The following is a 15,930-nucleotide window of genomic DNA, read 5'->3' as shown; positions in this document are numbered from 1 at the left end:
CCGGTGGATAGCCTCATGCGTATGGATAAGGACGTTCACCAGGGGTTCGAGACCCTGGCGATACACGCGGGGCAGGAGGCCGACCCCTCGACGGGTGCGGTCGTGACCCCGATTTACCAGGTCTCCACGTACAAGCAGGACGGCATCGGGGGCCTGCGCGGGGGCTACGAGTACTCCCGTTCGGCCAATCCGACGCGTACCGCGCTCGAGGTATGCCTCGCCGAAGTCGAGGCCGGCACACGCGGGCTGGCGTTCGCCTCCGGGCTCGCCGCCGAGGACGCTCTGCTGCGCGCCCTCTGCCGGCCCGGCGACCATGTGATCATCCCGGGGGACGCGTACGGCGGGACCTACCGGCTGTTCGCGAAGGTGGCCGAGCCGTGGGGGCTGGCCTACGATCCGGTGCCGCTCGGCGACGTCGACGCGGTCCGCGCGGCGGTCCGGCCCGACACCAGGATCATCTGGGTGGAGACGCCGACCAACCCGCTGCTGGGCATCGCCGACATCGCCACCCTGGCCACCGTCGCGCACGAAGCGGGAGCGCTGCTGGTGGTCGACAACACCTTCGCCTCCCCTTACCTGCAGCGCCCGCTCGCGCTCGGCGCCGACGTGGTCGTGCACTCCACCACCAAGTACATCGGCGGCCACTCCGACGTCGTGGGCGGCGCGCTGGTCACCGCGTCCGCGGAGCTGGGGGAGCGGCTGGCGTTCCACCAGAACGCCATGGGCGCCGTCGCCGGGCCCTTCGACGCCTGGCTGACCCTGCGCGGCCTCAAGACCCTCGGCGTGCGGATGGACCGGCACTGCTCCAACGCCACCGCCGTCGTCGACATGCTCACCCGGCACCAGGCCGTCCGCCAGGTGCTCTACCCGGGGCTGTCCGAGCACCCCGGGCACGGGGTCGCGGCCAAGCAGATGCGGGCCTTCGGCGGCATGGTCTCGTTCCGGACGCACTCGGAGGAGGCCGCGGTACGGGTCTGCGAAGCCACCAAGCTGTTCACCCTCGGCGAGTCCCTCGGCGGCATCGAGTCGCTGATCGAGCACCCGGGCCGGATGACGCACGCCTCGGCCGCCGGATCCCCGCTGGAGGTCCCCGGCGACCTGGTACGGCTGTCGGTCGGCATCGAGGACATCGACGACCTGCTCCGCGACCTGGAACGGGCGCTGGCCGCCGCCACGCTCTGAAGCACCCCGTGGCGTGACCATGGCGTGACCGCGCGGCGTTCCCCGAGGTGGCACGGGGCCGCGCGGAACGCCTGAGGCCCCTGCGCGGCATTCCGTGAATCCGCCCCGATGGGGGATTTCCTCGGCGTTGCGGCCCCGGTGGTGATCAAGGCTCTATGATGTGCGCGCCAGGTTCCGCCAAGAAAGGGCCCGGAGTGCGCAAAGTACTGGTGTGCGGTGCGGCGTTCGCCGCGACGTGTATCTCGGCCGTCGCCGTTTCCGGCGTCGCCCAGGCGACGCCTGGGCCCACGCCGACGCCCGTCCCATCGGCGTCCACGCTGCCCGGCCTGCCAGGCTCGACCCCGGCACCCGGATCGCAGGCCCCGGCCGCGCCGGACTCGTCCAGCCCGTCCACTTCGCGGCCCTCCACGGGACAGCAGCCGCCGGCGTCCACCGGCACGGCCGACACCGTCGTGTCCGCCCGCGCCGTCATGGTCACGCCGAAGCTGCCCAAGGCCGGCACCTACGCCTACGGCACCCACCCGCGCCAGCGCCTCGACGCGTACTGGCGTCCCGACGCCGCCCAGCCGGCCCAGGGGCAGCAAGCCCAGGCCCGGCCGCCGGGCCCGGCCATCCTGGTCTTCCACGGCGGCTCCTGGATCTCCGGCGACAAGTCGTCCTGGAAGTACTTCGCCCGCCGCCTCACCGCCCAGGGCTACACCGTCTTCTCCGCCAACTACCGGCTGGCCACCCAGGCCGCCTGGCCCGCCCAGCGCGACGACGCCGCGGCCGCCCTCGACTTCGTCAAGAAGAACGCCGCCCGCTGGAACATCGACCCCAACCGCGTCGTGGCCATCGGCTCCTCCGCCGGCGGCCTCCTGGCCAGCCAGCTCGGCACCTTCGGCGAAGGCGCCCAGCGGGTCCGCGGCGTCCTGACCCTCTCACCGGTCAACACCCCGTACCTGGCCTACACCGACGGCCTCAAGGTCACCGCGACCCCCAGCCAGCGCGGCCTGCGGCGCGCCGTGACCCAGCTCGTGGGCTGCACCCCCACCGAAGCCGACCCCACCTGCTGGCAGCGCGTCGAAGACGCCGACGCCGCCAGCCACGTCACCGGCGGCGACGCCCCCATGCTCGCCATGCACGCCGCCTCCGAACTCGTCCCGGCCACGCACAGCACAGGCCTGGCCGCCTCGCTCCGCGGCGCCGGCGTCCCGGCCAGCGTCAAGATCGTCCCAGGAACCGGCCACGCCTCCGAACTCCTGAACGACCCCACCGTCTACCCCGCGATCCTGAACTGGCTGAAGGCCAGAACCAGGTAGCTGTGTTTACCTGGGGGGCCACCCCCCAGCCCCCTGCAACCCCCGGCAGGGGCTCCGCCCCCACACCCCCGTTGGGGCTTCGCCCCTTGCCCCAGCGAGGGCGAGCGCGGGTTGGGGATTGTCCGGCATCCGGGTCGAAGTGGCATCAGGTAGCGCGCGAGCGCGCTACCTGGCCGGGGAGGCGACGCCGAAGGCGAGCCTCACCGGCCAGATCGCGAAGCGATGCCGCGCTCGCCCCAAGCACGGTCAGGGATGCGAGCCGCCAGGCGAGTATCCCTGGGCCGTGATTGCAATAAACACAGCGATCAGCGGCGGCCGCGCCGGACCCTCAGGTAGTCGCTGACCACGTACTGGCCCAGCCGTTCGGCGTCGGGCGCGAAGACGCGGCCGCCGTTGCGGCGTGCCACCTCCTCCACGAACGACACCAGCCGCCTGTCGTCGGCCAGCATGAAGAAGTTCATGCACGCCCCGCGCCGGGTCATCTTGTCGACCTCGGCGAGCGTCAGCACCAGCGTGTCCGGAGAGGGCGGGTAGTCGAACAGCGACCGGCCGTCCGGACGCAGGTGGGCGGTCGGCTCGCCGTCGGTGACCACCAGGACGATCGGGTCGAAGTCGGGGTGCCGGTCCAGATGGCGGCCGGCGATCATCAGCGCGTGGTGCAGGTTGGTGCCCTGCACCATGTCCCAGTCGAGCCCGGCCATCTCGGTGGGGTGGAGCGTCCTGGCGTAGTTGGAGAACCCGATGATCTGGATGGCGTCCTGCGGGAACTTGCTCGTCACCAGCGCGTGCAGGGCGAGGGTGGTCTGCTTGGCCGCCGCCCATGTGCCGCGCAGCACCATCGAGTACGACAGGTCCACCAGCAGGCACACCGCGGCGGCGCTGCGCCGCTCGGTCTCCTGGACCTCGAAGTCGTCCACGCTCAGCCGGACGCCTCCGCCGCCGGAACCCGGCGCCTCCATGGCGTTGCGGCGGATCGCGTTGCCCACCGTGCGGACGACGTCCAGCGGCTGCTCGTCGCCGAACCGCCATTCGCGGCTGGACCCGGTCAGCTCGCCCGCCTGGCCCGCGTCGCGCTGGTCATGGTCGCCCTGCCGGCCCGCGGTGAGCTGGGAGAACACCCGGCGGAGCGCGGTGTCGCCGAGACGGCGCACGGCCTTGGGGGTCAGTTCGAGCTTGCCGCGCTTGCGCTGCAGGTAGCCCTGCCGTTCGAGTTCGGCCTCGATCCGGCGGAGCGCGTCCAGGTCGTCGACCGCGCGGCGGCCCAAGGCGCGGCGGACGGCCTCCTCGTCGATGTCGTCGAGCCGGGCGCCGGGGTAGTCCTGGGCGAGGGCGGCCTCCAGTTCGGCCAGGTCGGCCAGTTCGGCCAGGGCCGTGGTGGCGTCGGCCATGCCGAGCGGCTGCTCGCCCGACATCCGCTCGGGGGTGCCCCAGCCCAGGTCGGGACGGCGGGCGCGGAGCGCGTCGTTCAGCCGGGCCATCTCCATCGCCAGCCCGGCGTCCTGCATGACCTGGTCCATCAGCCCGGCCAGCTCGGCGCGCTGCTCGGGGCTGAGCGAGGCCAGCAACTGGTCCATCGCGGCGGCGCGGCGGGCCAGGGAGTCGACCAGCTCCTCCAGGTTGCGGGGCTGATCGGGGAACATGTCCCCGTACTCCCCCATGAACCGGTCGAAGTCCTCCTGCGTGTGCTCGCCGCGGGCGTCCTTCTCCAGCATCTGGTTGAGCGCGGCCATCATGTCCTTGACCCGCTCCATGGCGCGCGGGTCCTGGCTTTCCAGGGCCTGCTTGATGCCCTGGAACTGGGAGTCCAGGATGTCCTTCCGCAGCAGGTCCTTCAGCTGCTCGAACGTGGCACGGGCCGCGTCGGACTTCCAGTCGTAGTCCGACAGCCGGCGGATCGCCTGCGAGGTGTCCTGCGGCAGCGTGTCCAGCTCGGCCTCGCGCAGCCGGGCGTCGTCGCTCGGGTCGGGGAACAGCTCCGCCCGCTCCTGCCCGATCGCGGTGTCCAGCAGTGCCCGGGCCTGCTCCAGGGTGCCGTCGAGCCGGCCCTGGTCGCGCAGTGCCTGCCGCCGCTCCCGCACCTGGCGGAGCAGGTCGTCCAGGCTGCGCCGTCCCTCGGCGCCGGGCAGCCCGCGGCGCAGCAGGTCGCGCAGTGCCTCTTCTGGGCGGGTGCCCTCCAGCACCGAGTCGCCCATCGCGTCCAGGGCGTCGCGTACGTCGTAGGGCGGGGCGAGCGGGTCAGGGCCGTCCTCGTACGCTCCGTAGCGGTATCGGCTCATCGCACTCCCAACTCACGTGTGGTACGTGGCCGTGCCGTCGCCTCCGCCCGCCCCGACGTCCTTGGACAGCCGGCGGGTGAGGTAAAGGCCTTCCAGGGCGAACTCGAGCGCGGCCGCGGCCTGCTCGGGAGACTCCCCGCTCATGTCCAGCCGCTCCATGATCTTCGCCAGCCCGGGGACCTGGCCGATCCGGCGCAGCAGCTCCGCCGCCGGAACCAGCTCGCCCGACTCGACCAGCTCGCCGGAGTCGAACTTGTCGAGCAGCCCGGTCAGGTCGGCCGGGCCCAGCGTGCGCCGGTAGGTCTCGGCGATCGCGCGGCGCAGCAGATGCTCCAGCACCTCCTGCTCGCGGCCCTCCTCGCTGACCTCGAACTCCACCTTGCCCATCAGCGACGGAACCACGGACGGCAGGTCGCACACCCGGGCCACGGCCCGCTCCTCACCGGTCAGCGCGGCCCGGCGCGCCGCACCGGCCGCGACCGTCTCGGCGCCCGCCAGGGCGAACCGCGCCGACACGCCGGACCGGCCGTCCACCGCCGTCGACTCGCGGACCAGCCGGGTGAACCGGGCGATCACCTCGACCAGGTGGCCGGGCACCTCCGCCCCGTCGGCGAACTCGGCCTCCTGGCGGATCAGCTCCAGCTCGGTGTCCAGCTCCAGCGGGTAGTGGGTGCGGATCTCGGCGCCGAAGCGGTCCTTCAGCGGGGTGATGATCCGGCCCCGGTTGGTGTAGTCCTCCGGGTTGGCGCTGGCCACCAGCAGCAGGTCCAGCGGCAGCCGCAGCGCGTACCCGCGGACCTGGACGTCGCGCTCCTCCAGCACGTTCAGCAGCGCCACCTGGATCCGCTCGGCCAGGTCGGGCAGCTCGTTGATGGAGAAGATCCCGCGGTTGGTGCGCGGCACCAGCCCGAAGTGGACGGTCTCGGGGTCGCCCAGCGTGCGGCCCTCCGCCACCTTGATCGGGTCGACGTCGCCGATCAGGTCGCCGACGCTGGTGTCGGGCGTGGCCAGCTTCTCGCCGTAGCGGTCGTCGCGGTGCAGCCACGCCACCGGCAGGTCGTCGCCGGCCTCGGCGGCCAGCCGTCGGCAGCGCACGCACACCGGCTCGTAGGGGTGGTCGTTGATCTCGCAGCCCGCCACCACCGGGGTCCACTCGTCCAGCAGCCCGCCCAGGGTGCGGATCAGCCGCGTCTTGCCCTGGCCGCGCTCGCCGAGCAGCACCAGATCGTGCCCGGCCAGCAGGGCCCGCTCCAGATGGGGCAGCACCGTCTCGTCGAACCCGACGATGCCGGGGAAACGGGGCTCGCCGGATCTGAGCCGGGTGAGGAGGTTGTGACGGATCTCGGCCTTCACCGAGCGCTGGACGTGGCCGCTGGTACGCAGGCCGCCCAGTGTGCTCTCACGAGGTTCGGTTGGACGCACGCGATCGACATTACGTCGCCGGATCGTCGAATCGCACCCTCGCCCGGCGATTCCCGTCCGGGGACGGGGCCCGGGATTCGTTTGGGTCCCGGAGACGAGAAGGGGGAGACTGGAGGAGTGAAGGATCGCGCGAACCGCACGAGGGAGGCGCCGCCGATGACCAGATTCGGTGATGGCCTGGCCCTCGGCCCCGATCTGTCAGCCGCCGCCCGCACCGCGGTGGAGAAGGCCCTGGCCCCGCTGAGCGCGCCGCCCGACCTGGTGTGCGTGTTCGTCTCGGCGGAGGATCCGGACGCCGTCGAGGCCGCCGGGCTGGTGGCGATGGAGGCCGCCGGCGGCGCGGCGGTCGTCGGCTGCAGCGCCAACGGCGTCATCGGCGGCGGCCACGGGATCGAGGAGGCCAGCGCGGTGAGCGCCTGGGCGGCGGTGCTGCCCGGGGCCCGGCTGGAATCGTTCCGGCTGGAGACCCTCAAGACCGAGGACCGGCTGATCGTCGTCGGGATGCCCGAGGGCCACGACGACGACGTGGTCGGCGTGCTGCTCGCCGACCCCTACACCTTCCCGGTGGACGCCTTCGTCGAACGGTCCGCCGAGGCCCTGCCCGGCCTGCCGCTGGTCGGCGGGATGGCCGACGGCCGCGGCCGCGGCGACACCCGGCTGTTCGCCAACGGCGAGGTGTTCGCCGACGGCGCCGTCGGCGTGGTCCTCGGCGGTCAAGTCACGGCCGCCACGCTGATCAGCCAGGGCGCCCGTCCGGTCGGCCCCGACATGGTGGTGACCAAGGCCGACGAGAACGTCCTGTACGAGCTGGCCGGCACGCCCGCGCTCGACAAGCTGGAGCAGATCGTGCTCGGCCTGCCCGAGGAGGAGCAGGAGCTCGCCGGGCGCGGGCTGCTGATCGGGGTGGCCATGGACGAGTACGCCGACGAGCACGAGTACGGCGACTTCCTCGTCCGCGGCGTCGTCGGCGCCGACACCGACAGCGGCGCCATCGCGATCGGCGACGTGGTCGAGGTCGGCCGCACCGTCCGGTTCCAGGTCCGGGACGCCGGCGCCGCCGAGGAGGACCTCGCGGCCCTGCTGGAACGGTTCGATCTCGAGCCGGTCGAGGGCGCGCTGCTGTTCTCCTGCAACGGCCGCGGCCGGGCCATGTTCCCCGACTCCGATCATGACGCCCGCGTGCTGAACCGCGTGTTCGGGGCCGCGGGCGTGGGCGGGTTCTTCGCCGCCGGCGAGATCGGCCCGGTCGCGGGACGCAACCACGTGCACGGCTTCACCGCGTCCATCCTCGCCTTCGGCCCGAGCGGAGACAGATGACCGGACATCCCGCCCTGGCGATCGACATCGGCGGCACCAAGCTCGCCGCGGCCATCGTCCACCCGGACGGCCGGATCGCCGCACACGACCGGACCGCCACCCCCTCCCCACCGCCCGAGCGCCCGAAGGGCGGTGGGGAGTCTTCGCCGGGGGGTGTGGGGGGTCGTCCCCCCACAATGAATCGGCCGCCCGAGCGCCCGGAGGGGGCCGAGGCCATCTGGTCGGCGCTGGTGGCACTCGTCGACAAGGTGTTCGCCGACGCCGGCGCGCCGTCTCTGGCGGGGGTCGGGGTCGGGTGCGGTGGGCCGATGACCTGGCCCGCCGCGGAGGTCTCTCCGATCAACATTCCGGCCTGGCGCGGCTTTCCGCTGCGCGAGCGCCTCCGTGCCCGCTATCCGGGCCTGCCTGTGCGCGTCCACAACGACGCGGTCTGCGTCGCCATCGGCGAGCATTGGCGCGGCGCCGGGCAGGGGCACGACAACGTCCTGGGCATGGTCGTCTCCACCGGTGTCGGCGGCGGCCTCATCCTCGGCGGCCACCTCATCGACGGGGGCACCGGCAACGCCGGCCACATCGGACACGTGATCGTCGATCCCGACGGGCCGCCCTGCGGCTGCGGCGGCCGCGGCTGCCTGGAGGCCGTCGCCCGCGGCCCCGGGCTCGCGGCCTGGGCGCGTGAACAGGGCTGGCGGGGGGACGAGGACGACCCCACCGGCGCCGACCTCGCCGAGGACGCCCGCGCAGGCCACCCCGTGGCCGCCGCCGCGATGCGCAGGGCAGGCAGGGCCCTCGGCCTGGCCATCGCCTCCGCCACCCACCTGTGCGATTTGGACGTCGTGACGGTAGGCGGCGGCGTATCCCAAGCAGGCGACCTTCTTTTCACCCCGTTGACCGAGACATTCAACACCCACGCCCGCATGGACTTCGCTCAACGTGTGCGTATCGTCCCCACCGCATTGGGCCAGACCAGCGGCCTTGTAGGAGCCGCGGCCCTCGTTTTCCGCGCTTCCCGCTACTGGGGGCCCTCAGATAAACAATGAAAAGATGGGGGTATGTCACTCGTCAGTGTTGACGATATTCGTGCGGCCCGCACGTTGTTGCAGGATGTCGTGGTCCCCACCCCCTTGATGCATTCTCGGGCGTTGTCCGAGGCCATCGGGGGGCCGGTGTACCTGAAATGCGAGAACCTGCAGCGGACGGGGTCGTTCAAGATTCGCGGGGCGTACGTGCGGATCGCACGGCTCAGCGAGGGGGAGCGCGCCCGGGGGGTGGTCGCGGCCAGCGCGGGCAATCACGCGCAGGGGGTCGCGCTGGCGGCGTCCATGCTGGGGTGCAAGGCGACCGTGTTCATGCCGCAGGGGGCGCCGCTGCCGAAGGTGGCGGCGACGCGCGCGTACGGCGCGGAGGTGGTGTTCCCCGGGCCGACCGTGGACGACTGCCTCGCGGCGGCGCAGGAGCACTCCGAGCGGGACGGGGCCGTGCTGATCCACCCGTTCGACCACCTGGACGTGGTGGCGGGGCAGGGCACGATCGGGCTGGAGATCCTGGAGGGGTGCCCGGACGTCCGGACGGTCGTCGGCGCGGTCGGCGGGGGCGGGCTGATGTCGGGGGTGGCGGCGGCGCTGAAGCAGGGCGCCGATCACGACATCAAGGTGGTGGGCGCGCAGGCCAAGCGGGCTGCGGCGTTCCCGCCGTCGCTGGCGGCGGGACGGCCCGTGCGGGTGGAGGTGCAGCCGACGATGGCGGACGGGATCTCCGTGGGGCGTCCCGGCGATCTCACCTACACCCTCGTGAACGAGCTGGTCGACGCCGTGGTGACGGTGACCGAGGAGTCGATCTCGCAGGCGCTGCTGCTGTGCCTCGAACGGGCCAAGCAGGTGGTGGAGCCGGCGGGCGCGGCGGGCGTGGCGGCGCTGCTGGAGCACTCGTACGCGGTGCGGACGCCGGTGGTGGTGCTGCTGTCGGGCGGGAACATCGATCCGGTGCTGCTGGCGAAGGTGCTGCGGCACGGGCTGGCGGGCGCGGGACGGTACCTGGTGGTGCGGTGCCGGCTCACCGACCGTCCGGGCGCGCTGGTGACGCTGCTGGGCGAACTGGCCGGGCTGGGCGTGAACGTCCTGGACGTGATGCACGAGCGGGTCGCCGCGCGCCTCCACGTCGAGGAGGCGGAGGTGCTGATGCACCTGGAGACGCGCGGCGCCGAGCACAGCGAGGAGGTCCTCGGCCGGCTGAGGGACAAGGGTTACACCTTGACCCTCAGCTGACCGGCCCCCGGAGCGCCAGCGGAGGGGGACGGTCAGCTTGCTCTTGCCGGGGGGTGTGGGGGTCGTCCCCCCACTGAGGTGCTGACCGTTTAGAGGGAAGGCTTGCCGGAGGTGTAGACCCACTTCTGGAACAGGTCGTCGAGCTGCTCGCCGGAGGTCTTCTCGGCGAACCGGATGAAGTCCTGCGTGGAGACGTTCCCGTCGCGGTTGGCGGTGGGCCAGGCCTTGACCAGCTTGGCGAAGTCGGCGTCGCCGATGGCCTTGCGCAGGACGTGCAGGGTCATCGCGCCGCGGTCGTAGACGGTCGGGTGGAAGATGTTGTCGCGGCCGGGGTCGGCGGTGAGCGGCTTCCACAGGTCGTTGTCGGCGGGCGTGGCGTAGACCTCGTCGAAGCTCTTCTGGACGGGCTTGCCGTTGTACTTCTCGAAGTACAGCCACTCGGAGTAGGTGGCGAAGCCCTCGTTCAGCCAGATGTCGGCCCACCGCTCGGGCGTGAGGCTGTCGCCGAACCACTGGTGTCCGAGCTCGTGGGCGATGAGGTCGGGCCGCGGGATCGTGCCGGGGCGGCTGCCCAGGTCGTACACGGGGCGGCCCTGGGTCTCCAGCGCGTAGCCGACGCCCGCCTTCACGGCGATGCCGCCGGTGGAGGAGAACGGGTACTTGCCGTAGTGGCCGGCGAGGAAGTCCTGGATGTCGCCGGTCTGGGTCTGGAACGACTTGGCCAGGTCGGAGCCGATGCCGAGGGCCTTGTCGGTGGCGGTGATGTTGGGGACGCCGCTCTTGGTCCTGCCGCTGATCACGTCGTACCTGCCGATGGCGACCATGCTCAGCTCGCTGGCCATGGGCTGCCGCATCCGCCAGTGCGAGACCGTCCAGCCGCCCTTGGCGGCCTTCCCCGCGAAGTCGCCGTTGGCGAGCGTGACCAGGTCCTTGGGGGCGGTCAGCGTGAAGCTGTAGGTGGCCTTGTCGTTGGGGGTGTCGTTCACCGGGTAGACGGTCGCGGCGCCGATCGGCTGGTTGAGCATGACGGCGCCGTCGGGGGTGGGGATCCACCCGGAGGTGCCCAGCGCGTCGTCGTTGATGGTCTGCGGAACGCCGGAGTAGGCGACCGTGACGGTGAACTTGCCGTTCTCGCGCAGGCCCTTGGACGGGGTGATCTCCAGTTCCTGGGCGCCGGTCCGCTTGAAGGCGGCCTTGGCGCCGTTCACCCGCAGCGAGTTGATCGTCAGCGGGCCCAGGAAGTCCAGGTTGAACCGGGACAGGTTCTGGGTGGCGCGGGCCTGGATGGCGGTGACGGCCTGGATCGCCTTGGTGGCCGGGTCGTACTTCAGCCCGATGTCGTAGTGGGCGACGTCGTAGCCGCCGTTGCCCATGTCGGGGAAGTACGGGTCGCCGGCGCCGGGCGCGCCCGGGGTGAACCGGGTGGGGGCGGCCCCCGCGGGCACCGCCGAAACCAGGAGTCCCGCGGTGGCGGTCAGCGCCACGGCGGCCAGTGCTCGGGGGGTTCTGCTCATCGACCTCGTCCTTGAAGTGACGTCACATTCGCCCCAAAAATTTCAGCCGCCCGGCCGCCGGATCAAGCGCGGTTCGGTCTCAATTGGGGCCGGTTCGGGCCATGCTTTTGGGCTGGACGGGCTTTCCCGGCCGGTAGAGCCATTCGTGGAAGACCGGCCGCAGCCGGCGTTCGGCGACCCGCTCGGCGTGCCGGATGAAGTCGGCGGTCGTCGCGTGGCCGTCCCGGCGGGTGGGCGCCCAGGTGCGCAGGATCTCGAAGAACGCGCGGTCGCCGACGGCGACGCGGAGCGCGTGGACGGTCATGGCGCCGCGGATGTAGGTGGGGAAGTACTTGAACATGCCCTTGCGGCCGGGCGCGCCCGGCCGCTGCCTCCACTGGGGGTCGTTCGCGGGCAGCGCGTACGCCTTGGTGAACTCCTGCGCGGCGGTCGGGCCGCCGTGCTGCTCGGTCCAGAGCCATTCGGCGTAGGTGGCGAAGCCCTCGTTCAGCCAGATGTCCTGCCAGCGCCGCAGGCTGACGGCGTCGCCGAACCACTGGTGCGCGATCTCGTGGACGATCAGCCTGGTGTCGGCGCGCTGCGGGTAGACCGGCCGGTTCTGCGTCTCCAGCGCGTACAGGACCGGGACGTTGTCGACGATGCCGCCGGTCGAGTCGAACGGGTAGCGGCCGAACATCCGCACGCCCCAGTCGGTCACCTGCCCGGTGGTCCGCTGGAACCAGGCGATGTCCTGCTTGACGGTCGGGTCGACGGCGGTGAAGGTGCGGATGCCGCCCGGGGAGCGGCCGTCCCGGGTCTTGAACCGGCCGATCGCGATCATCGCGAGGTAGCCCGCCATCTGCCGCTTGGACCGCCACCGGAACGTGGTGGTGCGGGCGTTCCCGGCCTTGGCCGCGGGGGCGCGGACCGGCTCGCCGTTGGCGACGACGGTGAGCCCCTTCGGCACGGTGATCGTGTACGCGTGCAGGGCCTTGTCGCTGGGGTGGTCGTTCAGCGGGAACCAGGTGGCCGAGCCCTGCGGCTGGGACAGCGTGATGGCGCCGTCGGGGGTGCGCATCCAGCCGCTGCCGCGGCCGTCGGGCGCGCCGTCGTAGGCGACCGCGACGGTGAACGGGGCGCCCTTCCGGATCCCGGCCTTCGGTGTGACCGTCAGTTCCTGGCCGGCGCGGCGCCACGAGGCCGGCATCCCGTCGACGGTGACGTTCCGCACCTGGTTGCCGACGAAGTCGAGGTTGAAGCTGCACAGGTCCTGGGTCGCCAGCGCCCGGATCGTGGTGGTCGCGGAGATGCGGCCGCTCGGCCGGTACCGCAGCCGGACGTGGTAGTGGGTGGCGTTGTAGCCGCCGTTGCCGGCGCTCGGGAAGTAGGCGTCGCCGATCCCCTCCGCGCCCGCGACGAACCGCGCGTCCCGCGCGGGCGCGCCTGGCCCCGCGCCGGGCCCGTCGGGCACGTCCGCGGGCCGGGCCGTCGCGGGCGTCGCCGACGCGGCGGTCAGGGCGGACGCGGCGAGCGCGGGGACCAGGAGCAGCGAGGCGGCCGTGCGCGCCTTATGGGTGTTCACCACGCGGCCCACCTTGGCGCGCGCGTCACGGGGACGCGCGCCGCCCGGCCGCGCCTTTCCCCATCTCTTGCCGCTTCGTGGGCCTCGCTAGAGATCGAACAGGGGATCCGCGCCCTGCACGGGCTAGAGCTTGGGGCGGCCCCGCTCGTACAGCCAGGCGTTGAAGAACGAGTCGAGCTGCTGGCCCGACACGCGCTCGGCGACCGCGATGAACTGCTGCGTGGTGGCGTTGGAGTAGCGGCGCTCCTTCGCCCAGGTCTTCAGGATGTCGAAGAACTTCTCGTCGCCGACCTTGGTCCGCAGCACGTGCAGCGTCGCCCCGCCCCGGTCGTAGACGGTGCGCCCGAACATCTGGGCGCGGCCCGGGTTGCCGGTCGGGACGTCCCACAGCTCGCGGTTGCCGGCGTCCTGGTAGACGGAGTCGAAGTGCTGCTTGACCGTCTGGCCGCCGGACCTCTCGTCCCACATCCACTCGGCGTAGGTGGCGAAGCCCTCGTTCAGCCAGATGTCCTGCCAGCGGGTGACGCTCACGCTGTCGCCGAACCACTGGTGCGCCAACTCGTGCGCCACGATCGACTCGTCGGCGCCGAACGACCCGTACACGGGGCGGGTCTGGGTCTCCAGTGCGAAACCGACGTTGGCGTTGTCGACCATGCCCCCGGTGGAGCCGAACGGGTAGGGCCCGAACAGCTTCGCGAACTCGTCGGTGATCTGGGAGTTCTTGGCGTAGAACTGGTCCAGGTTGAGCCCGCCGACCGTCGGGTCGACCGCGGAGATGTTGGTGATGCCGCCGGGCGTCTTGCCGGTCCGCACACTGAACCGGCCGACGGTGACGGTGGCCAGGTAGGTGGCCATCGGCTGCTTGACCTGCCAGGACGTCGTGGTGCGCTGCGCCGCCTTCGCGCCCGCGGGGACGATCGGCGGCGCGGTCGGCGGACCCTCCGGCGGTCCTTCCGAGGGCGCCTGCCCCGGCGGGATCTGCTCGGGCGGCGGCGCGCCGCCCGTCCCGCCCCCTCCGCCGTCCGACCCCTGGACCGGCGTGGTCGGCTCGCCGTTGGCGATCGCCGTCAGCCCGTCCGGGACGGTGATCTGGAAGTCGAAGGTGGCCTTGTCGCTGGGGTGGTCGTTGCTGGGGAACCAGTTGTGCGCCCCGCTGGGCTGGCACGCCACGAAGACGCCGTCGGACGTGCGGATCCACCCGTACCGGCCGAGGACCGGGTCGGCCACCGGCCGCGGCGTGCCCGCGTACCGCACCGTGGTGGTGAAGACGGAGCCCTTCTCCACCGGCTTCGCCGGGGTGATGATCAGCTCGTCGCCCTCGTGCCGCTGCTGCGCCGCGGCCCCGTCGACCTGCACTCCGGACACCTGCAGCCCGGTCAGGTCGAGGTTGAAGCGCTTGAGCCGCTCGGTGGCCTTCGCCCTGATCTCCGCGGTGCCGTCCAGCTCCCGCGCCCCGCCCGGAGTGATCGCCAGCCTCAGGCCGTAGTGCTGGACGTCGTAACCGCCGTTGCCGTTGCCCGGCGTGTACGGGTCGCCGACGCTGTCGGGTCCGGCCGGGCCGGACGGCGGCTGCGGGGAGGCGCCGACCGGCGGCTCGGCGCTGGGATCGTCCAGGACGATCTGGCAGCCCGTCAGCGCGCCCGCGATGGCGAGGGCGGCCAGGCCCGCGGTTCCGCGCCGGGCGCGGCCCGGTGCGCCGTCGCGGCGACCGCTGAGGAGACCGCGGCGGGGACCGCGTGAGGGACGGGGCGTACTTCCGGCCGTATGCACGTTGCCCAGAGTGCCCGGAGCGGGCACTCTGGGCAACTCGGTTGAATCTCGCACCCGGGGGACGGGGGCGCGCGAGTTCAGGCTCACAGAGCGATGCCCTTCCCGCGGAGGCACCCCGCCAACCCGTCCCGGCGAGGACCGGCCAGAGGTTTTACCGGCCGCGGCATCCCCGATCACAGGTTGCCGCGGCGCTCCTGCTCCCGCTCGATCGCCTCGAACAGCGCCTTGAAGTTGCCCTTGCCGAAGCCCAGCGAGCCGTGCCGCTCGATCAGCTCGAAGAACACGGTCGGACGGTCCTGGACGGGCTTGGTGAAGATCTGCAGCAGGTAGCCGTCCTCGTCCCGGTCCACCAGCACGCCGCGTTTCTGCAGCTCCTCCACCGGCACCCGCACCTCGCCGATCCGGGCGCGCAGCCCGGGGTCCTCGTAGTAGGAGCCGGGGGTGTCCAGGAACTCCACGCCGGCGGCCCGCATCGCGTCGACCGAGGAGAGGATGTCGTTGGTCGCCAGCGCGATGTGCTGCACCCCCGGCCCGCCGTAGAACTCCAGGTACTCCTCGATCTGGGACTTCTTGCGGCTCTCGGCCGGCTCGTTCAGCGGGAACTTGACCTTGCGGGTGCCGTCCGCGACGACCTTGGACATCAGCGCCGAGTACTCGGTCGCGATGTCGTCCCCGACGAACTCGGCCATGTCGGTGAAGCCCATGACCCGGTGGTAGAAGTCGGCCCACTCGTCCATCCGCTCGACGTTGCCGACGCAGTGGTCGATCGCCTGGAAGTACCGCTTGGCGGGCGGCGGGATGATCGGGCCGGCGGGCGCGTGGCCCGGCAGGTACGGGCCGGCGTAGTTGGAGCGGTCGACCAGCGAGTGCCGGGTCTCGCCATAGGTGGCGATGGAGGCGATCACGACCTTGCCGTGCTCGTCCTCCAGCACGTGCGGTTCCTCGATCCCCCTGGCGCCGTTGGCCAGCGCGTGCCGGTAGGCGGCCTCGGCGTCGGGGACGGTGATCGCCAGGTCCAGCACGCCGTCCCCGTGCGCGGCGATGTGCCGGCCCAGGTCGGTGCCCGCCCGCACCGGGCCGCGGAGGACGAACCGGGCGCCGCCCGACTCCAGGACGTGCACGGCCTCGTCCGGGCTGCCGTTCTCCGGCCCGCGGTAGGCGACCCGGCGCATCCCGAAGGCGGTCGAGTAGTAGTGCGCCGCCTGCTTGGCGTTCCCGACGGCGAAGATGACGGCGTCCATGCCCATGACCGGAAAATCATCCATACGGCCAATGTCGATAACCGGCTACAGAGTGCGCAAGAGTGACTTGATCTGCTGGACA

At 72.1% G+C, this 15,930-nt stretch carries 11 protein-coding genes; 5 read left to right on the top strand and 6 right to left on the bottom strand.

Annotation, left to right across the window (positions count from 1 at the left end; all coding sequences use genetic code 11):
- Positions 1–21: 21 nt before the first annotated feature.
- A complete protein-coding gene (locus ABD340_RS18375) occupies positions 22–1,182 on the top strand; it encodes a cystathionine gamma-synthase (RefSeq protein ID WP_344590199.1) in 1,161 nt (386 codons plus the stop codon).
- Between the two features lie 194 nt (positions 1,183–1,376).
- On the top strand, positions 1,377–2,483 hold the full coding sequence (locus ABD340_RS18370) for an alpha/beta hydrolase (RefSeq protein WP_344590198.1): 1,107 nt from the start codon (positions 1,377–1,379) through the stop codon (positions 2,481–2,483).
- A gap of 305 nt (positions 2,484–2,788) precedes the next feature.
- Here ABD340_RS18370 and ABD340_RS18365 read toward each other — a convergent pair whose 3' ends face one another.
- Entirely contained in the window at positions 2,789–4,759 is a 1,971-nt protein-coding gene (locus ABD340_RS18365; protein ID WP_344590197.1) for a hypothetical protein, read from the bottom strand.
- A 12-nt stretch (positions 4,760–4,771) separates the two neighbouring features.
- Positions 4,772–6,181, bottom strand: a complete 1,410-nt coding sequence (locus ABD340_RS18360; RefSeq protein ID WP_344590196.1) for a magnesium chelatase ATPase subunit I — start codon at positions 6,179–6,181, stop codon at positions 4,772–4,774.
- 156 nt (positions 6,182–6,337) lie between these two features.
- Here ABD340_RS18360 and ABD340_RS18355 point away from each other — a divergent pair, with 156 nt between their 5' ends.
- Genes ABD340_RS18355 through ilvA form a run of 3 tightly spaced genes read left to right on the top strand, consistent with a single transcriptional unit; the run spans position 6,338 to position 9,762 of the window.
- On the top strand, positions 6,338–7,498 hold the full coding sequence (locus tag ABD340_RS18355) for an FIST signal transduction protein (RefSeq protein ID WP_344590195.1): 1,161 nt from the start codon (positions 6,338–6,340) through the stop codon (positions 7,496–7,498).
- A complete protein-coding gene (locus ABD340_RS18350; RefSeq protein WP_344590194.1) occupies positions 7,495–8,538 on the top strand; it encodes an ROK family protein in 1,044 nt (347 codons plus the stop codon). Before ABD340_RS18355 ends, ABD340_RS18350 begins: the two co-directional genes overlap by 4 nt.
- A 12-nt stretch (positions 8,539–8,550) precedes the next feature.
- Positions 8,551–9,762 (top strand): threonine ammonia-lyase, encoded by a 1,212-nt coding sequence (gene ilvA / locus ABD340_RS18345; RefSeq protein ID WP_344590193.1) that lies wholly within the window; start codon positions 8,551–8,553, stop codon positions 9,760–9,762.
- A gap of 89 nt (positions 9,763–9,851) precedes the next feature.
- Here the strand turns inward: ilvA and ABD340_RS18340 are convergent, their stop codons facing one another.
- The 4 genes from ABD340_RS18340 to hppD form a co-directional block, all read right to left on the bottom strand.
- Positions 9,852–11,276 (bottom strand): M1 family metallopeptidase, encoded by a 1,425-nt coding sequence (locus ABD340_RS18340; RefSeq protein WP_344590192.1) that lies wholly within the window; start codon positions 11,274–11,276, stop codon positions 9,852–9,854.
- A 79-nt stretch (positions 11,277–11,355) separates the two neighbouring features.
- Entirely contained in the window at positions 11,356–12,840 is a 1,485-nt protein-coding gene (locus ABD340_RS18335) for a M1 family metallopeptidase (protein WP_344590191.1), read from the bottom strand.
- 120 nt (positions 12,841–12,960) lie between these two features.
- Complete coding sequence (locus ABD340_RS18330; RefSeq protein WP_344590190.1) at positions 12,961–14,607, bottom strand: M1 family metallopeptidase; 1,647 nt, start codon at positions 14,605–14,607, stop codon at positions 12,961–12,963.
- A 173-nt stretch (positions 14,608–14,780) separates the two neighbouring features.
- Positions 14,781–15,872, bottom strand: coding sequence for a 4-hydroxyphenylpyruvate dioxygenase (gene hppD, locus ABD340_RS18325; protein WP_344590189.1), 1,092 nt, complete (start codon positions 15,870–15,872; stop codon positions 14,781–14,783).
- Positions 15,873–15,930 lie beyond the last annotated feature (58 nt).

Source organism: Actinomadura vinacea (assembly GCF_039532545.1).
GTDB lineage: Bacteria > Actinomycetota > Actinomycetes > Streptosporangiales > Streptosporangiaceae > Spirillospora > Spirillospora vinacea.
Note: the sequence above shows the minus strand (reverse complement) of the source record. Positions and strands in the feature narration are given on the sequence as shown.